The sequence below is a fragment of the Shewanella woodyi ATCC 51908 genome (assembly GCF_000019525.1).
In the GTDB taxonomy this organism is placed as follows: Bacteria; Pseudomonadota; Gammaproteobacteria; order Enterobacterales; family Shewanellaceae; genus Shewanella; species Shewanella woodyi.
This window is the reverse complement of the sequence record NC_010506.1, coordinates 737,209-759,305: the sequence shown is the minus strand read 5'-3', so window position 1 is coordinate 759,305 and position 22,097 is coordinate 737,209. Positions and strand designations below refer to the sequence as shown.

The window sequence follows — 22,097 nt, the reverse complement described above, 5'->3', positions numbered from 1 at the left end:
AAATCCATCTTTTACGCTTTCAATACTAACAGTACTCAATCCAAGTATCGGCTAATATCCACCTCATCGATTTGAGAGGGGTCAAGAAACTTGTTGGCATACTCAAGGTAGATCCCTGAAGAGAGAAAAAGCTTAAACAGTTCAATATCTAGATGTTCGTCAAGTGCCATCTTATGGAGAATATCCACAGCAACACTGACTGGCTTCGCCTTTTTATAGGGTCGATCTGCTGCGGTTAACGCCTCAAAAATATCAGCAATGACTAAAACCCTCTCCGGTATAGACAGCTCTTCACCAGTGAGCTTTCTAGGGTAGCCAGTTCCAATCAAGGTTTCATGGTGAGTTGATGCATATCTGGGAACTCGAGCAAGCTCTGGAGGGAAAGGCAAACTATCCAACATTTTTATGGTACTAATGATGTGCTCATTAATCTTATACCTATCTTCCGCAGTTAACGTGCCTCTAGATACCGACAAGTTATAAAGCTCACCGAGATTGTATTGATGCTCTGGGATCTCCATCTTAATACCAAACTTAGGATCAAACTCTACCTTGTTGAGGCGTTTGAAAATATGTTCAGGCTTATCTCCTAATAGCTTTTCGATGACTGGATAACTAGCTCCCGTCTTTACTTCATTAAAGCGAAGTTCTTCGAAAGGTGACAACCCAAGTCTATCGTCAAAATGACGCTCCCAGGTCACATTAGCAAGTAAGCCTAAACGATCCTTATCTTCTTGGCTCATAAACTCTCCACCAATATTGGCATTAGCAATGAACTCAAAATCTTGCCTAAATTGTTCATGCTTCTCGTTTAATTGCTCCCGTAAAACTGATTCATTTGCTGGTGATTGTGCTAACAAGGTTAAGTACACAATCTCTGCGTCGCGCCACAATACCTCAAATCGCATGCGGATCTCATGGATACGATTGTAGTTCGCTTCAAGTTTGGTTCCCTTATCCACAATATGCTCAGGCGTGGTGATTTTGCCACAATCATGCAGCCAAGCAGCGATTCTAAACTCTCTGTGCTCATCTTCATTCTTAAAACTGAACGTTGCAAAAGGACCGCTCTGCGCTTTATGCGCGGCATCTGCTAACATTAACCCAAGCTCAGGAACACGATTGCAGTGCCCAGCTGTATAGGGAGATTTATCATCCACTGCCTGTGCAATTAGTCGAATTATCGCCTCAATTAACGCCTTTTGAGACTCTTCATACTCCTTGTGGGCTTCAGCCATCTCCAACATGGAGTCTGAGAGTTCGTCCAACTCTTTTATACAGGTACCCACTTTAATCACAGAGTCATAATCTCGATGCTTTATCTTCACATTTTCACGGCATAACAAGTTGATAGGTTTGATGATAGGATTTGAAAATATCCAAGCTACGGGTAAAAACGTCAGCATGCACACTGCAGTAATAAAGATTGAGGTCAATACCTTATGCCTACTAGGAGCCAAAATAATATTGCTGGGCACAACAATCCCAAGCATCGAATGACCACTTGCAAATTCGGTAACATACACGAACTGCTCGATGCCATTGAGCATCAGCTTATGTAGTTTATTATGCTTCTTACTGTCTGACCCAATATCAATTAAGGCCTTATAAGGAACCACTCCCATTGTTTTCGTCGGCTGGCCAAGTGAACTGCTATCTATCCATTTCAGCTTTAATGCATCTTTCTGCTCAGGTGTGATATTGGCTAATGCCAAGTTGATTGTTTCGATTAGTCGCTTATTCTTAGCTAAAATTCTCAGCTCGGTAGGAACAATGTAAGGAAAAAAAGATAAGCTATCATGGAACCTAAGCTCCTCAATAAAAAACTGTCGTGCTGTATAGCGTAAATTAATTCCTGTATCTAATGTAGCCAGTACTTCCTCTCGTATAACAGCCTGAAAACATTCATGAGTGGACGCATATTCAACAAACTCTATATCTGGAAAGTGTTGTTTGATTTGCTCAATGAACAACCAGTCCACAGGTACCGCAACCTTATGCCCTTTAAGCTCCAAAATATTTGTAATAGGCTGCACTTTTTCTAGCGTCACCACCGAATAGGACAAAGAAAGAAACGGTTCGCTAAACACACCTAGATGACGATTTTCATCTTTCATGATGATAGACTGCAACACCTCTATCTTGCCCGTTTTGTAAGCATCAACCAGCCCTTTCCAATTCAAACCATTTACATAAGAAAAATCTAAGCCAGTCATCTGAGAGATTAGCTTCATCAAATCAACCACGTAACCGTAAGGCTGACCTGATATTGCAAAATCTATCGGTGGCCAATTGGTCTGGTTCGAGACCCTCAATTCCGATAAGTTATCAACAAAATCACGTAAATTGGGGGGAAGTTCCAGTCGTGTCGATTCAGGGATCTTAAGCTGATCAGACTTTTCCTGATTAGAGGCGATAATGTCACCAGAAGGCTTATACACATACACTTTATTTGCTGACCCACCGCTAATATTTTGGCCAACCGTACTGAGGTACTTAGAGAAAGTATCTAGGGTGATGTCCATTCCTAAAACAGCACCTGAGTGATCGGGCAGTTTAATTGAGTAGGTTTTACCAGGGGATTGAATTGAATCGAATAAGTAAGGTTGAGTTCTTGAAACATTACCAAACTGCGCATTAACAAACCATGGCCTAACCCTTGGGTCATAAACCGTCACTTCATCTCTACTTATTCGCTCCTGTAGGTCATCATTTAGGTACTTAAACTGCCTTATCCTGTTATCACCAGTACCCGTTACAAATGAAAATAGCCATCGATCGGAGGGGATTGAAAAAGACTTAACTCTCGAGGAAGGAAAAGCCTCAAGGTTAATTAACTGATAGAAATCTCCGTTAGGTAAGCCGACATTAACCCCAAAGTAAATAGGGTTGCTCCGCATAAGTTCAGCAAACGTATATAGCGCTTTACGATTAAAGTGGTCATCTTCGACTAGCTGATCTAAACCTGAAAGAAGCTTAGTAATATTGGCAGCTTCAGTATCCAGTTGAGACAAATACTTACTCATATGTTTTGCATCACGATCAAAATGCTTAAGTGCTGATTCAGTTGCCATGGACTGGCTAAAGTAATATTGAAGACTAATGGCAATAGCGGACGTTAACACGGTGGCAAGGATAAAAATGCTCACCACAGTAAAACGTATTGTGATCCGTCTGCGTTCATTCCCCTCAGCAAAAAACATCTTATTTCCCTATAATTTCAGCGACTGAAAGTTAACCAGTTTATAAATCAAGCGACTCAAGTCAACGAGCAGATAAGTATAAAAATCCAGATTCACACTTAATAGATAGGGATATAACCCATACCAATGTATCCTAAGGGTTATTTATTGATTGATTTCACGATTTTTCAGAACTTTTCAACGTGAAAAAACAGGGGTTTTGATGTTGATGAAATAAAGTAAAAGATAGAATCGAAATAACAACATCATCTAATGTTTTAAAGATCAATGTTGTTAATATTTCCAAATATACCACTCAGTCAAAAACAATACTCAATCCAAGTATCGGCTAATATCCACCTCATCGATTTGAGAGGGGTCAAGAAACTTGTTGGCATACTCAAGGTAGATCCCTGAAGAGAGAAATAGCTTAAACAGTTCAATATCCAGATGCTGCTCTAACGCCATCTTATGGAGAATATCCACAGCAACACTGACAGGTTTCGCTTTTTTATAGGGCCTGTCTCCTGCGGTTAATGCCTCAAATATATCCGCAATCACCAGAATACGCTCAGGGACTGAGAGCTCATCGCCGATGAGCTTTCTAGGGTACCCTGTCCCAATTAAGGTTTCATGGTGAGTCGATGCATATCTGGGCACTCGGGCCAGCTCAGGTGGAAATGGTAAGCTCTCCAGCATCTTGATAGTGGTAATCACATGCTCATTGATCTTATACCTATCTTCCGCGGTTAAGGTCCCCCTAGAGATAGAGAGGTTATAGAGCTCTCCTCGGTTATATTGCAGCTCAGGCACCTGAATATTAATCCCAAATTGAGGATCAAAACTCACAGGCGATATACGGGAGATAAGATGCTCAGCTTTATCGCTTAACAGCTGTTCAGTAGCAGGCAGTGAAGATGGCATCTCTCCTAGATGCCCCTCCTCTACGGGAGACAAACCTAGCCTGTCATCGAAGTATCTAAGCCAGCTAATTTCAGCCAACTGAATTAACCGCTCAATATCAGCGTCCTCCATAAACTCTCCACCAATATTGGCGTTAGCAATAAATTCAAAATCTTGCTTTAGTTGTTCATGCTGTGCTTTCAACTGAGCAAGCAGGGCTTCTTCACTCTCAGGAGACTCGGCTAATAACTTAAGATACTTAATCTCAGCATCTCGCCATAGCACCTCAAATCGCATGCGGATCTCATGGATACGGTTATAATTGACCTCAAGCTTAGTCCCCTTGTCGACAATGTGCTCTGGGGTGGTGATCTTGCCGCAGTCATGTAACCAAGCAGCTAACCTAAACTCTCGATACTCATCCTCACTCTTAAAACTAAACGCTTTAAAGGGACCACTCTGCGCTTTATGGGCTGCAGTTGCTAACATCAAACCGAGTTCAGGCACACGATTACAGTGCCCAGCCGTATAGGGAGACTTATCATCGATCGCTTGAGCAATTAACCGAATAATCGCCTCCATTAACGCTTTTTGAGACTCTTCATAGGCTTTAATGGCAGAGGCCATCTCAAGCATAGAATCGGCAAGTTCATCGAGCTCTTTAATATGAGTCTCTACCTTACTGATTGAGTCATAGTGGCGATGCTTTACCTTGACATTTTCACGACATAAAAGATTGATAGGCTTGATAATTGGGTTTGAAAACAGCCAAGAGATAGGCAGAACCATCAACATGCAAACAGCGGTTATTAATATAGAGGTCAGCACCTTATCAGTACTCGTGGCCAATATCGCCTCACTAGGAACCACAATCGCAAACATAGATAACCCCTGTGCAAAGGAGGTCACATAGATAAACTGCTCAACGCCATTAATGAGGCGCTTCTGCAGCGTTTGATGAAGTTCACTCTGCTCTCCTATCTCTATCAAATCTTGATAAGGAACCACCCCCATGGTCTTCATTGGCTGTTGAGGAGAAGTTCTATCTATCCACTTTAGCCTTAAAGCCTCTTTCTGCTCTGGAGTGATATTGGCTAATGCGAGGTTAATGATTTCAATTAGTCGCTTATTTTTTGCCAGAATAGTCAGTCCATCAGGAACCTTTTGAGGTGAAAAGGAGAGTTCATCGTGAAAGCTTATGCCCTGAATAAAGAATCGCTGCACTGTGTAATGCAGGTTAACCCCGATATCCAGTGTTCCCATCACTTCACCACGCTTAACTGCGAGCAGAGACTCATAGCTCGATGGATACTCGACTAACTCGATACTCGGAAAATGACGCTGAAGAAATGGAATGATCGACCAGCCTGTCGACACCGCGACTCTTTCGCCTTTTAGGGCGGTGAGCGCACTTACCTTAGGTGCCCCCTCTAAACTTGCTAAGGTATAAGGCAAAGTTAAAAATGGTTCACTAAAATTACCTAGCTCACTATTATTTTCAGTCTTTATTATTGACTGCAGTAGCTCTATCTTTCCCGTCTTAAAGGCGCTCAATAACCCCTGCCAGCTAAAGCCATTCACATAAGTAAACTTCAGACCTGTCATCTGAGCGATCAGCTGCATAACATCGACTCCATAGCCTAAAGGCTCGCCGGAGATGGCAAAGTCGATTGGTGGCCAATCAGTCTCATTTGAGACCCTAAGTACAGGTAAGCTTTCAATAAAAGAGTATTGCTCCTGAGTGAGCCCAAGCGGTACAGATTTAGGGAGCTCAACCTGAGTTGATTGCTGCCGATTAGAGGCGATTAATTCACCGCTAGGTTGATAGAGATAGACCTCGCTTTCAAAGCCTCCGCTGGTACTTCGGCCAATCACGTTTAAGTATTTAGACAGCGTAGAGAGGGTAATATCCACAGCCAAAACAGCCTCAAAGTCAGAGCCAGAGTCGGCCAATGCTATGGAGTAGGTTTGACCTGGTAACTGACTAAAATCAAACAGATAGGGCTGAGTTCTGGAGACCCTACCCCTACCAGCATAAATGTACCAAGGCCTCTGCCTTGGATCAAAGTCAGTCAGCTCTTCCCGGTTAACCCTTTCATTAAATTTATCATCAAGATAACTGACTTTTCTGAACCTTTTATCCCCCACTCCTGTTACCAACAGCAGTACCCATCGATCATCGGGCGTTGCCAATAGTTGATCCCGAATAGTAGGGTAAGCATTGAGATTGACTAACTGGTAGAAGTCGCCATTTGGCAGGGCTAAGTTAATCGAAAAGTAGAGTGGATTAATCCGCATCAGCTCGGCAAAAGTCTGTAAAGACTTTTGATTAAAATGCTCGGCTTCAATTAATAGATCTGAACCTGAGAGCAACTTGGTGATATTGACAGCTTGTGTATCGACTTGAGAGAGGTATTTGCTAGTATGATCGGCATTTAGATCATAATGTTTTAAGGCTGAGTCAGTTGCCATAGACTGACTAAAATAGTACTGCAACCCTATGGCTATCACGGCGGTTAATACAGTCGCAAATATAAAAATACTCACGACAGTAAACCGTATGGAGACCCGTTTATGCTCGTATCCCTCTACAGAAAACATCCTATCTCCCTATGATAACCACTCCTTTCAGACCGACCAGTCTATAAAAAAAACACATTGAGTCAACGAATTAAAGAGAAGTCTAAATAACTAATCCCGCATATAAAATAGGTGATTAACACCTATGTAGATGTAGTGTAAAGGGAATTATAAAGACAGGTACGGACGGTTATAATATAAAAATCTAACCAGAACCTTTTAATTGTAAAATAGAGCTAAACAAAGCGCTAACTTACGATATTTCCTACTTTTTCTATGGTTAAAGAATGAATTCTATACAATCTCCATCCAGTTGAATGACTTGTCGGATAACAAGTTTCAAATATCTTTTTGATTGGGTTCATTTGGTCTTTGGTTGGCTTATGATCAACCATGACTTCATATCTAATCTATAGCCTGCGGCTCGCTGAATGTGTAAACACTTCTGTGACGCGCCGCAAGCACAATCCCTGTGGGCTCTGCCGTGACATCCATGTCACGGAAGGTCACAGCCGCGTTCACACTTGATTGTTTATCTCTTCGATTGAACTTATTGGTTATAGCGCATTTTTGGACAGAAATGCGTTAGTGCATTGAGTCGAATTAAGCTGATATTGATTAGAAAAAGTATCTTAAGTTGTTTTAAGGAGCTAATTCGCTCCGCCCCCCTTAACCTCAATACACTGATATAGCAGGACTTATCTAATTGGCTGCTTTGCTATGAGCTAGATATTTTCTGGTGAAAACAAATGACAAACTCATCATTCAAGCAGACCAAACTCTCGATCTGCTATTTACTATATAAAGGTATCAATCGGGCTTGTTCAACACTCGGGATAAGGACAAGTGTTGAACAAGCCTATCCATATTTGTTAGCTTTAAGCTTCAATGATATTTCTTAAGCTCATTATTTTTGCTTAGAAATTTATTTATCACAAGTTCATTAAACTCTTGTCTTACAAAGAAGATATCGCCAACACTTTTATACACCATAAATGGTGTCCTTAATTTTCCACTTTCTTCTTTTTCAACCATATCTCTAATATTATCAATCACAACTTTATGAAAAACATCATTATCTTCTGGATCTATATATTCAGAATTATTTTGCAATAATTCCACTATTTTCTGGTTGTTAGCAATTATGTTTTTTACATAGGTGTTTGCAATATCAATTGTTGTCGATGTTTCTTCATTAATACTTTTTTGTGTTTCAGGAGCTAATGCCCAATTTTGGTCAACATACTCATCATTATATGCACTCATTAAATTTCGATTAAGTTCAAGTAACTGAACATTTTGAGATGTAAAAAAATAAAGAGGACCATATAGGTTATTTACTTGAGCTTTAATATGCTCAGTTTTTCTATTTTCTCTTTCAGATCGGGCAATTCTTGCCCAGCTTATTAAGCCCGCAATTACACCACCACCTAAGAAACTAATAATTAGTTTTATAACTCCATCCATACCATGTACCTAAAAGCTAACGTTAGCATAACGGGCGTTTACTAGCCCAAACTGATTGAAACACCTAAATCACAGTGTTTCTTTGAAAAATGCGCCACGAGTAAACATTCCGTTCATGGCATTTTTAGGTGCGTAGTTCATCGATTGGCAAAGTAGATACATATCTGCTTTCAAAGTCATCTAGTACCATGTTGTGTTGGCAAAAGTACTCACGTAGCTCGAGAAAATCTCGGAATAACTCGATCTTTTCTAGAACCTCATAGTTATCTGATTCGCAATACAAGGCGGTATGAATACTTCCTGATGCTTTTAAATGCAATCGCTCACCTTTTTCAATGCAATTTAAAACTAACTCCGACCACCTCTGGTAATCACTGTTTAAAAGTTCTCGAACGAAACCGTTAATTTGGGTAAGCCTGCCAATGTAGTTCCTTATGTGAGGCTTTAAGTCAGGAGATTTAGTCAATGACTCAATTTCAACTAGAACGGATTTTTTAAACCGTTTATTTTGTCGCAACTCTTCAATCATCAGCGTTGGAGTGACAATTGTAACCATGTGAGTGCGTTCTACATTCCAAGTTGACATTGACTTAAAACTAATAGGTAGTCCTGCATGCTGTACATGGTTTCTAATTGTCTCTAATAGCCGATAGCTTAAAGATTCATCATAGTGCTGAGAGACATGCTCCTTGATCAATTTATAGTTATCACTTTCTTTGCCATATATTCTGGAGACATGATGCATCAGGTGATCTATATATAACCTTGTGGATGACAGCAGGTTTGAAAACAATCGGGCCAGCTCTCTTCTTTTCTGCATACCACCTTGCCAATCGCCTCCTTTGAACATTTTGTAATCGATCGAGATGGAAGCGATAAACATTTCAAATTCTTTGTAGTTTGTTAACGCAAGATCTAGCTTCTCTTCTAGTGTCACCGATTCCAAAATGTTGCTTTTGGCATCTTTTACTTCATTCAACTCGTCCTCAGATGACTCTATTAAGTCGATACCTAAATGCGAGGAAATTTTTAATACATACTTCACTTATTACCTTTAACACTTAACGAGCTTGTAAAATTACTCGTTCTTGACTGATTTTTAACACCATACAAGGACAGTATCGAAGTTTCTATGGCTATTCCATTTTTCACTTGGCTTTATTCTTTGATGGGCTTTTAGCGGAGATTTCAGTTTAGGTTAGCCTCAGTGGCATTTATGGGGCTGTTTGATGGCAAAAAGGCTACCTACCCTTAATGCATCCTACTTTGCAGTTTCTCGATATTATGGACTAAGCAGTACATTTGCCATTGTGCATTAACCTTAGTTTTACCTCGTAAGGTCAGTTTGGTCATACTTTTATTCATCGTAATATTGCCAAACACTGGTTAATTAAGACGTTGTCGCTAAATAGAAACACTTACCTTATCCAACCGATAAGAAAGCTATTACAAAGGGTTTAGTGCTGTATCAGACGAATTGTTGAAGCTAATGCATAAAGGGGAAAACCAGTTGCGGCCTTCTACAAAGTAAAGCCAAATCGAAGAGATAAATGATCAGGTGTAAGTGAGCTCGAGGACTTCGATTTCAAGGATGAAATCGCAGAGCGTCCAAGGATGGGTTTACAGCGTTCCGAGAGATTACTTGCACATTCCCCGCTGGAAAGCGATAGATACCAATGAAGGTATGACCTTCAACAACCTAACCCAATACCAATTCAGTCAAAAGTTAGCACATAGAAATGTAATCAGCCTTCATTCGAAGGCTGAAAACAACCATTAGAGAGCCAAACCAAACTCAACAAAAGTCCCCCAAATTATGGGTTTTTCTTACGCCAACTCATGGGCAACTCCACCTTATCCCATAACTGGCAACACAGTTTATCTCCTGTATGCCAGTCGTCTGACAGTAACCATTTCACCAACTCATCCCCCACTTGTGGGTACAAGATGGGTTGAGGTGGTGCCGATTTTAGCCAGCGTTGCAGCTGTTTACCGTCGAGTGTCAGCATGGTATCTGCAGCCCCTAACAACTCTAGAGCTGCAACGTTGGAGAGCTGCTCAAACTGACCCACAAGTGGCTTAACCAGTAACCGCTTGCCTAAGGTTAACGCTTCACTTGCTAGTTCAAACCCCGCACAGCCTATCACACCACTACACAGTGATAGCCTGCGCTTAAACTCATCTCGATTAAAACCAGACCATTTAATATGTTCTGGGGTTCTGAGCAGAGGTTTGCCTGAGTGATAGACATAGAATTTGAACTCCTTAAATGGTGCAAGGAAGTTCACAATGGCATCGGGATCTTCAAAGGGAAGATAAACTAAAATATCGTGGGGATTAACTGAGACCACTGGTTCAACTTCAACAAAGGGGGGCAAGATAGGAAAACCGAAATGATGCCAATGACAGCCAAGAGCGATATCGACGGGAGCAAAGTAGTTAAGCAAGGTTTCATTAAACCAGTTCGCCCCGACTTTAGGCACATCATATTTTAACGCGACCTGATGACTCACTCCTATTGAGGTCACGCCCTGTCTCTTTGCTGCCCAGGCTGAAACGGGTTCAAAATCATTTAAAACAAGATCATAGCCACTCAAATCCAGTGATTGGATATCATTGATCAGCGACGGCACTGAATTGCTCCAAGCGGTTTGTGCAATATTGACTCGCCCATGATGCGTGGCAAATGTCAGGCCACTCTCAACTTGATATTTCCCAAAACACTGCATATCAAAAAACTGTTCAGGGGAGCGGCCTGAGAAAAAGAAATCCACATCAACACCGTGCTTACACAACGATTTCGCCATCACCCTAGCACGACTTAAATGGCCATTGCCCGTTCCTTGGACGCCATAGAGTATCTTCATATCTTCTCCTTAAAATATTGAAATCTAATCAAAGCCTATCGATAGAATAGCGAATACAGAACCAGTCCCCAGTGCAGCTCCTGCCAATATGTCCAGCGGATAGTGCACGCCCAGCGCAATTCGAGATCCCCCCACAAGCAACGCCCATAGATAAACAAGGTAGCCCCATTGTGGATAGATAAAGGCAACAGAGGTGGCCATAACGAAAGCCCCCGCAGTATGGCCTGAGGGTAAACTGAATTTATCTGAGGGCTCAAAACGCTTTAACGCCATTAAATGCTTATCAGTTAGCGGTGAGTAACCACTATCACAACTCGAAAGTTCAAGGTGACAGGGCCGAGTACGTTTTATGGTGTTTTTCAGAATAAGGTAGAGGGGAAGTTCAACAGTGAAACCTGCAAGCGCAAGGTAAAACAGCATCTCACCTTTAGCGTGGCTGATCATCACTATAAAAACCAAGAACAGATAGAGCGGCCCATCTCCCGTTCTGGAGAGCCGCCTTGCAAGCACGCCTAACTTTCTCGCTTCAGACTGTGCGAAGAGATAGTTAAATAAGCGTCTGTCCAATTTGACTAGCTTTGTAAACATAAAAAGGCTCCTTACCAGCCAGTATGCTGATTCAGAGCCTAAGAAGGTGCCGTTACGGCTAAGTGACAACTAGCCTAAGTTTTTATGACACGCTAAGTGTCAGGGACATTAGGCAGTCGCGGACTGCTGAGATTTTTCTCGGTAGAGTTTAATTAAGTGGTAGATATTGATGCAGGCGACAAAGGCATTCATGCCTGCCACGGGCCAAGCTGAGATGTAAACACCATAGATAACAAACAGAGTACAGCCGGTAAAGTTGAGGCATCTAAGCCAGATGATGTCTTTCATCATCAATGAGATCGCAACCATCACTGATGCAGAATAACCAATGATTTCAATCGTATTTGCAGTGTCCATAAGGTACCTTCTTAAGGCCCTCTGCCATCCATAAGCGAATTGGGGGGTCCGTGCCCCTAAAGCAAGTTAAAGTTAAGTAATCAAATTCTACCCACATGCTAACAAATCGACCCACAAAATGTAATAAAAATACGTTATTTGATGACTTGCATCATACTTTTAGTACATTAGCCCCGTTAATGAAGGAATTAAACAACATTATTGTTAACAAGATATACTATCGCCAATTGCGTGATTGATAACACTTTTCTTTTTAAGAAAGCCTTATATACTAGCAACAACGCCTATCCCTAACTGGCACATTATTGATTTCAGGAGTATGACTATGGAATACAACACCTCAGAACTATGTGACACTTACATCGATGTCGTTGATGTTGTCGAACCCATGTTCAGCAATTACGGTGGTTGTAACTCTTTTGGTGGCTCGATCAGCACGATAAAATGTTTTGAAGATAACGGCCTCATAATTGAAGCGTTGCAAAATGATGGGGAAGGTAGAGTCTTACTCGTTGATGGCGGTGGTTCACTGAGACGTGCCCTTATCGATGCATCTATCGCTCAAGTTGCTGTGGATAATAACTGGGAAGGGATAATCGTCTACGGCTCAGTTAGAGATGTCGATGCCCTTGAAGATCTTGATATCGGTATTCAGGCCATGGCTTCTATCCCTGTGGGCGCTGACAGTAACTCAGTTGGTGAACTGGAGATCCCAGTCAATTTTGGTGGTGTGACTTTCTTACCACTTGATCATGTTTATGCTGACAACACAGGCATCATTCTCTCTCCAGAACCTTTAGATATCGACTAATTATCGATAGTCACACTCTAAAAATAAAAAAGGACGAAACTATTCGTCCTTTTTTAATCTGATTACATTATCAAGTGAGTAATACCAACCAATATAAGCTTGAACCTAGTTAAGATGCTGAGTCAGAAACTTATCAAACGCATTTAAAGTCTTGAGTCTATTCTTCTCGATCTCCAGATAGTGGTTGCCATTTTCAAGTTCGATGTATTCAACTACTTTACCCAGATCTTCAAGCTCCTCAAACATCTCACGGCTATGGTAAACATCGACAACCCTGTCTTTATCGCCGTGAATGAGCAGCAGTGGGATATTGATCTCTTTAGCGAAGTTAACCGGTGACTTTTGCTCTAACATATCTGAATCATCACCTATCTGTTTCTTCACCACCTTATAGTTAGTAAATCGTTTTGCTTTTCGCACGATATACTCAAGATCCGATACCCCTGCAAAACTGGCTGCACAACGAAAAACATCTTGCTGTTTCACCGCAGCCATCATCGCCGCATAACCTCCATAACTGGCGCCAAGAATACATACCTTATTTTTATCTACTGGATAGTTCTTAGTCAGCCATTTAGCGGCATCGGCAAGGTCATCCTGCATCGCTCCGCCCCACTTTTGAATCGAGGCCATCTCAAACTCAAAACCATACCCTGATGAGCCGCGAAAGTTAGGCTCAATCACGGTATAACCACGGCTGGCAAAAAATTGAGAGAACCAATCGAAACCGCCATAGTTTCGTACCATTGGGCCCCCATGGGGGATAACTAGTGCCGCCTTTTTAGACTCTACACCTTCATAGGGCGGGGTCACATAGGCCTCAATGCTTAAACCATCACGAGCTTGATAGCTGACTTTTCTTTTATCAGATAAGTTTTTTTGGAGTAGAAAAGGATATTCATCAATAATGAACTCTAATGTTTTCGCTTTTCTATCTCCTAAATAGTAAGCACCTGGAGTCTGCGGGTTACTGGTATATAACACATACATATTTTCGTCATCACTCACACTGACGATATTATTATAGGCATCGGGAATCGCCTTGTTTAACGACTTTTGAAAGCGCTCATAAGCAGGATCAAAGTAGACCTTAGCGTTGTTGGCTTCACCATGATAAACCCCGATCACATCCTTGGTTTTACGTGAGTAGATTAATGAACCTTCGATATCATAATGTTCATCGGCATAGACTAAGGTTTTTGTCAGTTTCTTATCGGTAACATCAACCTTAAAGATGGCATACCTGTCATTATGTATCGCTCGAATATAGAGTTCGGATGGATTTAGGCCAAACCCTAACGGCGTAATATCAGGCGCATCAAAGATCTCATACTCCCAAATGTTACGCCATTCATCAGTTGCTAAATCATAGAGACGATAAAATATTTTGGTCTCATCCCGGCCATAACCTAGCCTGACTCTATGCTGTTGGTCGGTTAGCCAACTGTGAATGTCTGAACGACTTCTTTGTAAAAGCTTGCGCTTTCGTTCAGAGTTTAAATTAATCTTATAAACATCAGGACGATTTGCGACTTTCAGTGCAAGTCCCATTAAAATATAATCGGGTTCATCGGGCAGCAGATCGATAATGCCATTTTGAAACTGAGGGTTTAGCTCCCTCTTTTTCGGTTTCATAACGGTTTTCAGTTTACCACTACCATCAGCATGCACTTTAAGAAGTCGAGTTTCTGTGTATTTTATCCCTCTTTGCTTTACGGGATAATCTGCACTAACAAGTAAAAGTTCATTATTAGCCCACCTATACCAGCCTATTTTAAACTCTTGGTTATCCGTACTCACTACGTACTTAGTTGCATCAGCTTTAAAATCTTTAACACCAATATAGGTGTTACCCTGATTGTGGATAATGAAAGACAGTTTATCCCCATCTGGTGACAGCTTTACCTGTTCAGATTGTGGTAACAGACCAAACGCTTCAACTGGGAGCTGTTCAGCGTGAACAGCAGCACTAGATAAAATCAACAATAAAGCGATAAATATTCGGCTCATCCTTGCCTCAATTACAATTATTACAAAAATGATAAAATAACATAATGCTAACGCTTTTGTACTACTCCTTAACCTTAAGATTCTTTCATTGCCTTCAATTCCCACATTAAGCCACAATATAGGGCATAGGCATCAAAAATAAGAACTAGACCAATATGCAATACCTGCTCCCTTTTACCTCGCAACATTGCCGACAACTCGTCACCGCCAGAGAGGGCGAAACCAAGTTGGCTCAAACAGTATTGACCCACGATGAAAACGCTGTCTTAAAAGAGACGCTAGCCAAGGCGAAGCTTAAAGGCGCTAGATTTGCCATCTTTGGTATTGGGGAAGATATCGGTCCTCGTGCCAATTTAGGTCGCGGTGGCGCAACCGACGCATTTGAGGCTGCGATGGCTCAATTCCTAAATCTACAGTCAAACCGCTTCTTCGACGGCAAAAGCTGTTTAGTGTTAGGCCAGATAAAAACCGACGACCTTCAGCTTAGTGAAGAAGCTGCCACCCAATCACTCAGAGCAAATGTAGAGCAACTGGATACCCGAGTCATAGAGATAGCAGAGCAAGTCATGCAAGCAGGGCTTGAACCTATTGTCATTGGTGGTGGCCATAATAATGCATACGGACTTTTGATGGCCGCAAAGCAGAGCCATAACAAGAAAGTAGCAGCGGTAAACTTAGATCCCCACAGTGATTTTCGCCCCCGAGAAGGACGCCATAGTGGTAACGGCTTTAGTTACGCAGCAGCGAGTGAGGCACTAGGTTACTACCACGTACTTGGCATGCATGAGCTAAAAAATAGTGAAGAAACCTTAGACCAGCTCAGTAGCTTTGGTGGAGGATGGCATACACTTCAGTCTACCTGGATACGCCGCGAAGTGAGCTTAGCATCGGCGCTAGAGGAGATAGTCACTAAACTCAATAATAGTCAGCTGCCAGTGGCACTGGAGCTCGATCTTGATGCCATTACGAATATGCCAAGCAGTGCATCAACAGCAGCGGGGATCCCACTACTGGACGCGCTACACTATGTCTACACAGTTGCCAGACATACTCCCTGTGCATACCTTCATCTGGCCGAAGCTGCCCCTAGTTGTCATGTGGCCGGGCTTCAAGCTGGTTATCGCGAAACCGGACAGAGTATCAGCGAGCTTATCTACGCTTATATTCAGGGACGAGGCCAATCACAATAGCACTCAATGCCACCATTGGAGCTTGTTCTGCTTCCAATGGTGGATAATTAAGCAAACTCTGAAACTCGCTTATTAAAGTAGTTTGGGTATAATACCTCACTGGCTGAATCTCTTAGCAGAATAATGCCCAGTCTGTTTTGCGAAACTCTGCGCTAGCACACATTTTCGACAAATCCAGATGCAGATAGCTCACCTAGCTCACAATGTGGTTGATGAGTTATATTGCAGCTTGATTGAATGATTTAAACTCATAAATAATATTTTAATCAATAGGAAGACATAGATGTCAGAGGGCACACCAAACAGTACCCATTTCGGTTACAAAACAGTTGAAAGCGATCAAAAGGCCGACATGGTTGCTGGTGTTTTTCATTCTGTCGCAGCCAAATATGACATCATGAACGATGTCATGTCCTTTGGTATCCACCGCATGTGGAAGCGTTTCACTATCGAAAGTGCAGGCGCTCGTCCTGGCATGAAGGTACTGGATCTTGCTGGCGGAACAGGCGATCTTACCGCTAAATTTTCACATATTGTTGGAGATAAAGGTCAGGTCACCCTTGCCGATATTAATGACTCCATGCTGAAGGTTGGCCGTGAGAAGTTAAGAGACAAAGGGATCGTTGGTAATGTGAACTATGTTCAGGCTAATGCCGAAGCCCTACCTTTTCCAGATAACCATTTCGATATTATTACTATCGCCTTTGGACTACGTAACGTCACAGATAAAGATGCGGCTATCCGCTCTATGCTGCGTGTACTCAAGCCAGGTGGAAAGTTATTAGTCCTTGAGTTTTCAAAGCCTAAGCATGATGTGATGCGTAAAGTGTACGACCTTTACAGCTTTAAAGTGATGCCAAAGATGGGCGCATTAATCACTCAGGATGCTGAAAGTTATGAGTATTTAGCTGAGTCAATCAGAATGCATCCAGATCAAGAGACCCTAAAAGGTATGATGGTCGATGCTGGCTTTGAACAGGTCGAATACACCAACATGACCGACGGTATTGTTGCGCTACATAAGGGCTACAAATTCTAATTGGAACAACCATGAAACGTGAATTCGCTTTGCTTCTCAGTGCAGCTCTGGAAACGGCTTTAAAGCAAGTTATCGCCCAATCTCCCGATGAATACGCAAAGCTGCGTTCACTTCATGGAAAAGTGCTCTGTATCCAATTAAGCCAGCTTAGCTGGCCTATCTACCTTATATTTGCCAAAGAGATACAGGTCTTAGGCAAATATGAGGGAGAAGTCACCACTAAGGTGAATGCTGACATCACTACTCTTTATCAGTTAACCGAAGGTGCGAACCTCACTGAGCTTATTAAGCAAGATAAGTTAAGCTTAGAGGGCGATCTAAATCTGCTGCAAACCTTTAGTCACTTCCTGCAAAAAGTTGAATTCGACTTTGCAGAACCTCTGTCAAAATATATAGGCGATGCCCCGACACATATGCTGATAACAGGCATCGAGCAGGCAAAAAATGATATCACACATATATTTCGCCAGAGCCGAAGCCATGTCGGTCAATTAACCACCGAAGAGTATAAATTGGCGCCCCATGCGATAGAATTTGTCTACTTAGGTGATAGAATCGATGATCTGGTGGCCGATATCGACGCCATAGAGAAACGTATTAATAACCTACAAAGTAGAGCAAAAACTAACACATGACAGTCACCAGCATCAGGCGTGCTTATCAAGTTATCAAGACGGCCCTTCATTACGGTCTAGATGAATTAATTCCCTCAAAGGTTAAGCCATGGTACTTCAGACTGCTACGCTGCACCTTTTTTTGGCTGCGCAACCAGCATAAAGATAAAGTTGGTGGTGAGCGGTTAAAGCTTGTCATGCAGGAGCTGGGCCCAGTCTATATTAAGTTTGGCCAGATGCTCTCTACCAGGCGGGATCTACTCGATGATGAGTGGGCTGAAGAACTGGCAATGTTGCAAGATAGAGTTCCCCCCTTCGATTCATCCATTGCCAGAGAGATGATCGAACTTGAGCTTGGTACTTCAATCGACACCTATTTCGATGATTTTGACAATACTCCCTTAGCTTCTGCTTCTATTTCTCAGGTTCATACCGCCACGCTAAAGTCCAACGGCAAAGCAGTAGTACTAAAGGTGTTAAGACCGAATGTTGAGGCTCAGGTAGACGCTGATTTGCATTTGATGTCTCAGGCGGCCAATTTTCTGGAAACAGTACTTGGTCATGGCAATCGCCTGCGTCCCGCGGAAGTGGTTGAAGATTACCGCACCACCATTGAGGGTGAGCTCAACCTTAAACTTGAGGCGCTTAATGCCGTCAAATTAAGAAATAACTTTTTAGACTCTGGCTCTTTGTACATTCCCTATATGTATGAAGAGCTCTGCTTTACACGTTTGATCGTAATGGAGCGGATCGAAGGTATTCCAGTGTCTGATATGGCAGCTTTAAAAGCCCAAGGCACTAACCTCAAGGTATTGGCAGAGAGAGGGGTCGAACTCTTTTTCACTCAAGTCTTCAGGGATAACTTTTTTCACGCGGATATGCACCCAGGCAATATATTTGTCAGCCGAGAGCACCCAGAAGACCCCTATTATATCGGTCTAGACTGCGGCATCATGGGCACACTAACCGAAGAGGATAAGCGCTACCTAGCGGAGAATTTCCTCGCCTTCTTTAATCGTGACTATCACAGAATAGCCCAACTCTATATCGAGTCAGGCTGGGTATCACCAGATACCGATATCGCGGCATTTGAGCAGGCAGTCAAAGTGGTTTGTGAGCCTATGTTCAATAAACCACTGGATGAGATCTCATTCGGCCATGTTCTCCTCGAGCTGTTCCGCACAGCAAGACGTTTCGACATGGTTGTTCAGCCCCAACTTGTGCTCTTAGAAAAAACCTTACTCTATATCGAAGGGCTAGGCCGACAGCTCTATCCGCAACTGGACCTGTGGCAAACAGCCAAGCCTTTCCTTGAAAAGTGGATGTCAGAGCAAGTTGGCCCTAAAGGGATGGCAAGTAAGATCAAAAAAGAGTTCCCCTATTGGGCTGATAAGCTGCCTGAACTGCCAGAGCTGGTTTACGATAATCTGAAAATGGGCAGAAACTTCGTCAAATCTCAGAACCAGATGCTGGATCGCTACCTAAAACAGCAGCAGAAAGCCCATAAAAGTAACTACCTTTTAATCACATCAGCGGTTTTAGTGATCTGCGGCACGATTTTGTTTAATCAAAACGCTACACTATGGGCCTCCTATGGCAGTATCACTGTAGGAGTTGTACTCTGGCTTCTAGGATGGCGATCTAGACCAAAAAAACGCAAATTTTAGCTAGCACTAATAAACCATAAGTTCATAATAGAACTATAGACATATTTTTGAGGAAAATTTCATGGGTAACATGGGTATTTGGCAACTTCTGATCATAGCTGTGATCGTAATCTTATTGTTTGGAACTAAGAAGTTACGTTCTCTTGGTGGTGACTTAGGTGGCGCAGTTAAAGGCTTCAAGAACGCCATGTCTTCAGAAGAAGAGAAGAAAGCTCTGGAAGAAACAGCATCTGAAAAAGCGACTCCTAGCGTAGAGAAGACAGCTCCAAACGCTGAGAAGAAGACAGAAACCAAGGATAAAGAACAGGTATAATCTCCTATGTTCGACGGTATTGGCTTTATGGAACTGCTGTTGATCGGTATTTTAGGGCTAGTTGTGCTTGGCCCTGAAAGACTTCCGGTTGCAGTTCGCTCAATAACAGGCTGGATCCGAGCCATGAAACGTATGGCTAACTCAGTTAAAGATGAGCTTGAGCAGGAACTCAAAATTGAGCAACTGCATTCAGATTTGAAAAAAGCTGAGAATCAAGGTCTTAAAGATCTTTCACCTGAGTTGCAGGATTCAATCGATCAATTAAAAGAAGCGGCTCAGTCTGTTAATCGTCCTTATAAGATAGAAGAAACACCTTCGGCCAGCAGCTCTGCGCCATCGGAAAGTACTCCTTCAGAGGCTCCCACAGCTGAGGTTAGCGCTAACCCAGACAAATCTAACAGGTAGTCCATGTCTCAACAGCAGCCTCTTATTAGTCATTTACTTGAACTACGAACCAGATTACTCCGAGCCATCGCCAGTGTGATATTGGTGTTTGCCTGTATGGCCTATTGGTCTAATGATATCTACCATTATGTGGCAACCCCACTTATGGATGTGATGCCTGAAGCCAGTAGCATGATCGCGACCGATGTTGCCGCACCCTTTTTCGCTCCGTTTAAGCTAACACTGGTTCTGGCTTTTTTCATCGCTATCCCCTATGTCCTATTCCAGATCTGGTCTTTTATCGCACCTGGTCTGTATAAGCACGAAAAGCGTTTAATGATGCCGCTGCTTGCCAGCAGTACACTGCTGTTCTACCTAGGTATAGCCTTTGCTTACTATGTTGTTTTCCCTGTTGTTTTCGGCTTCTTTACTAGCGTTGCACCAGAGGGAGTACAGGTCGCTACCGATATCACCAGTTACCTAAGCTTTATCCTTAAGCTCTTCTTTGCCTTTGGTTTAGCCTTCGAGATCCCAATCGCCGTAGTATTACTATGCTGGGCTGGTGTAACTACACCTGATGACCTAAAAGCGAAACGCCCCTACATCATAGTCGGTGCCTTCGTTATTGGCATGTTATTAACTCCTCCAGACATCATTTCTCAAACCATGTTAGCGGTTCCAATGCTGATATTATTTGAAGGGGGATTGATTGCTGCTCGTTTCTACAGTAAAAAGGATGAAGAAGATGAAGACGAGCAAGAAAAACAGGATGAACCTGGCCAAGAAGCTAAGTAAGAGCGCTTAATTAGCAACTCAGGCATGATGCTCGCATATTAAAAGGGAATATATCAATGCGTTTACGTTGGATCACCGCAGTCGCCATCTTAGTATCGGCAAATGCCACTGCGGGCATAGAACAACAACTATCTGCCTGCGCCGCAAATACAGATAAGCTAGATAGGCTTATCTGTTACGATGCACTTGCCCAAAAAGTTAAAACGAAGGGGCCTGCAACTCCTCCTGTTGCAGGAGCTGCGACAGTGGCAGCAGTGCCTGTCACACTGCCTGCCAACATAGAGGATGAATTTGGCAACCTAAAGAAAGAGAAAGCTGATGCAATTGAAAAGATCTATCTTGAGGTTGCTTCAATTAAGAAAGACCCTTATGGCGCATTAAAGCTAAGCTTTACCAATGGTCAGGTTTGGAAGCAAACCGATGGACGTCGTTTCAAGGTCAAAGTTAACCAGAGCGTGTTTATTGAGAAAGCCGCTTTAGGGTCCTTTATACTTGGCTCAGATGATCGCAACTCTACGATTCGTGTTAAACGTCTAAAATAATGTCCGAACACATAGACATCGCTGTCAATCTTATTGGCAGCGCCCTAGAAAAAAATTGTGATGAAGTAATTCAACGAGCGGTGGCCCATGGGGTTTCACCGCTTATTGTTATTGGCAGCGACTTAAATGAAAGCCAGCAAGCGATCACCTTATGTCAGCAATACCCTAAAACTCTCTACTCTACAGCTGGCACTCACCCCCATCAAGCAAGCCAATGGGACGATACAAGTGCAGATAAAATCAGAGTGCTTGCCCAAGCCGCTGAAGTTGTGGCCATTGGTGAGTGCGGCCTAGATTACAATCGAGATTTCTCTCCCAGAGCAAAGCAGAGAGAGGCTTTTCGTGCTCAACTTGCTTTAGCTGTTGAACTCAAGCTGCCGGTTTTGATGCATGAACGTGATGCCCATGAAGATTTTCTCGCCATATTAAAAGAGTACCGTAGCGGACTAACCAACGCCCTGCTTCATTGCTTTACCGGCAATAGAGAGAGTATGGAGGCCTATCTTGAGCTTGATCTACACTTGGGGATCACTGGCTGGGTCTGTGATGAGCGTAGAGGTCTAGAGTTAGCTGAGCTGGTTCGTGATATCCCTGACGATCGTATTTTGATTGAAACTGACAGTCCCTATTTACTCCCTAGAAGCATGAGGCCAAAACCTAAATCGAGTAAGAATGAGCCCCAATATCTGCCCTATATAGCTCAATATATTGCAACTCTTAGGGAGCAAAACCCAACAGAATTTGCCGCTAAGACCTACCAAAATAGCGTTAAGTTTTTTGGGCTATAA

The 22,097-nt window shown here is 42.6% G+C and carries 18 protein-coding genes and 1 pseudogene; 10 read left to right on the top strand and 9 right to left on the bottom strand.

Annotated elements, in window-relative coordinates; translation table 11 throughout:
* Positions 1–35 precede the first annotated feature (35 nt).
* The 8 genes and pseudogenes from SWOO_RS02780 to SWOO_RS02750 all read right to left on the bottom strand — a co-directional run bounded on the left by SWOO_RS02780 (position 36) and on the right by SWOO_RS02750 (position 11,944).
* Positions 36–3,203, bottom strand: a complete 3,168-nt coding sequence (locus SWOO_RS02780) for an HD domain-containing phosphohydrolase (protein ID WP_012323182.1) — start codon at positions 3,201–3,203, stop codon at positions 36–38.
* Positions 3,204–3,515: 312 nt separating this feature from the next.
* Positions 3,516–6,686, bottom strand: a complete 3,171-nt coding sequence (locus tag SWOO_RS02775; protein ID WP_012323181.1) for an HD domain-containing phosphohydrolase — start codon at positions 6,684–6,686, stop codon at positions 3,516–3,518.
* 864 nt (positions 6,687–7,550) lie between these two features.
* On the bottom strand, positions 7,551–8,132 hold the full coding sequence (locus tag SWOO_RS02770; RefSeq protein ID WP_012323180.1) for a hypothetical protein: 582 nt from the start codon (positions 8,130–8,132) through the stop codon (positions 7,551–7,553).
* Positions 8,133–8,256: 124 nt separating this feature from the next.
* On the bottom strand, positions 8,257–9,177 hold the full coding sequence (locus tag SWOO_RS02765; protein ID WP_012323179.1) for a hypothetical protein: 921 nt from the start codon (positions 9,175–9,177) through the stop codon (positions 8,257–8,259).
* A 206-nt stretch (positions 9,178–9,383) separates the two neighbouring features.
* Positions 9,384–9,518 (bottom strand): annotated as a pseudogene (locus SWOO_RS25770) (transposase); the annotation flags it as partial.
* Between the two features lie 428 nt (positions 9,519–9,946).
* Complete coding sequence (locus SWOO_RS02760; protein WP_012323178.1) at positions 9,947–10,999, bottom strand: MJ1255/VC2487 family glycosyltransferase; 1,053 nt, start codon at positions 10,997–10,999, stop codon at positions 9,947–9,949.
* A gap of 24 nt (positions 11,000–11,023) precedes the next feature.
* The gene (locus SWOO_RS02755) at positions 11,024–11,587 is read right to left on the bottom strand and encodes a phosphatase PAP2 family protein (RefSeq protein ID WP_012323177.1); all 564 of its coding nucleotides are present in this window, start codon (positions 11,585–11,587) and stop codon (positions 11,024–11,026) included.
* 108 nt (positions 11,588–11,695) lie between these two features.
* Positions 11,696–11,944, bottom strand: coding sequence for a YgjV family protein (locus tag SWOO_RS02750; RefSeq protein ID WP_012323176.1), 249 nt, complete (start codon positions 11,942–11,944; stop codon positions 11,696–11,698).
* A 325-nt stretch (positions 11,945–12,269) separates the two neighbouring features.
* Here SWOO_RS02750 and rraA point away from each other — a divergent pair, with 325 nt between their 5' ends.
* Positions 12,270–12,755: a ribonuclease E activity regulator RraA gene (gene rraA / locus SWOO_RS02745; protein WP_012323175.1), complete on the top strand. Its 486-nt coding sequence runs from the start codon at positions 12,270–12,272 to the stop codon at positions 12,753–12,755.
* 105 nt (positions 12,756–12,860) lie between these two features.
* On the opposite strand, the gene SWOO_RS02740 is transcribed toward rraA, so the two are convergent.
* Positions 12,861–14,765 (bottom strand): alpha/beta hydrolase family protein, encoded by a 1,905-nt coding sequence (locus tag SWOO_RS02740; protein ID WP_012323174.1) that lies wholly within the window; start codon positions 14,763–14,765, stop codon positions 12,861–12,863.
* Between the two features lie 155 nt (positions 14,766–14,920).
* Here SWOO_RS02740 and SWOO_RS02735 point away from each other — a divergent pair, with 155 nt between their 5' ends.
* From SWOO_RS02735 to SWOO_RS02695, 9 genes are all read left to right on the top strand, one after another.
* Entirely contained in the window at positions 14,921–15,955 is a 1,035-nt protein-coding gene (locus SWOO_RS02735; RefSeq protein ID WP_012323173.1) for a formimidoylglutamase, read from the top strand.
* Between the two features lie 283 nt (positions 15,956–16,238).
* On the top strand, positions 16,239–16,994 hold the full coding sequence (gene ubiE, locus SWOO_RS02730) for a bifunctional demethylmenaquinone methyltransferase/2-methoxy-6-polyprenyl-1,4-benzoquinol methylase UbiE (protein WP_012323172.1): 756 nt from the start codon (positions 16,239–16,241) through the stop codon (positions 16,992–16,994).
* 11 nt (positions 16,995–17,005) lie between these two features.
* Positions 17,006–17,629, top strand: a complete 624-nt coding sequence (locus tag SWOO_RS02725) for a ubiquinone biosynthesis accessory factor UbiJ (RefSeq protein WP_012323171.1) — start codon at positions 17,006–17,008, stop codon at positions 17,627–17,629.
* Positions 17,626–19,275, top strand: coding sequence for a ubiquinone biosynthesis regulatory protein kinase UbiB (ubiB, locus tag SWOO_RS02720; RefSeq protein WP_012323170.1), 1,650 nt, complete (start codon positions 17,626–17,628; stop codon positions 19,273–19,275). The genes SWOO_RS02725 and ubiB overlap by 4 nt, the downstream gene beginning before the upstream one ends.
* A 61-nt stretch (positions 19,276–19,336) precedes the next feature.
* Positions 19,337–19,588 carry a twin-arginine translocase TatA/TatE family subunit gene (gene tatA / locus SWOO_RS02715; protein ID WP_012323169.1) on the top strand — a complete coding sequence of 84 codons (252 nt, stop codon included), beginning with the start codon at positions 19,337–19,339 and terminating at the stop codon, positions 19,586–19,588.
* A gap of 6 nt (positions 19,589–19,594) precedes the next feature.
* The gene (tatB, locus tag SWOO_RS02710; protein ID WP_012323168.1) at positions 19,595–19,993 is read left to right on the top strand and encodes a Sec-independent protein translocase protein TatB; all 399 of its coding nucleotides are present in this window, start codon (positions 19,595–19,597) and stop codon (positions 19,991–19,993) included.
* A 3-nt stretch (positions 19,994–19,996) separates the two neighbouring features.
* Positions 19,997–20,767 carry a twin-arginine translocase subunit TatC gene (gene tatC, locus SWOO_RS02705; protein ID WP_012323167.1) on the top strand — a complete coding sequence of 257 codons (771 nt, stop codon included), beginning with the start codon at positions 19,997–19,999 and terminating at the stop codon, positions 20,765–20,767.
* A gap of 56 nt (positions 20,768–20,823) precedes the next feature.
* A complete protein-coding gene (locus SWOO_RS02700; protein WP_012323166.1) occupies positions 20,824–21,309 on the top strand; it encodes a hypothetical protein in 486 nt (161 codons plus the stop codon).
* The gene (locus SWOO_RS02695) at positions 21,309–22,097 is read left to right on the top strand and encodes a TatD family hydrolase (protein WP_012323165.1); all 789 of its coding nucleotides are present in this window, start codon (positions 21,309–21,311) and stop codon (positions 22,095–22,097) included. The genes SWOO_RS02700 and SWOO_RS02695 overlap by 1 nt, the downstream gene beginning before the upstream one ends.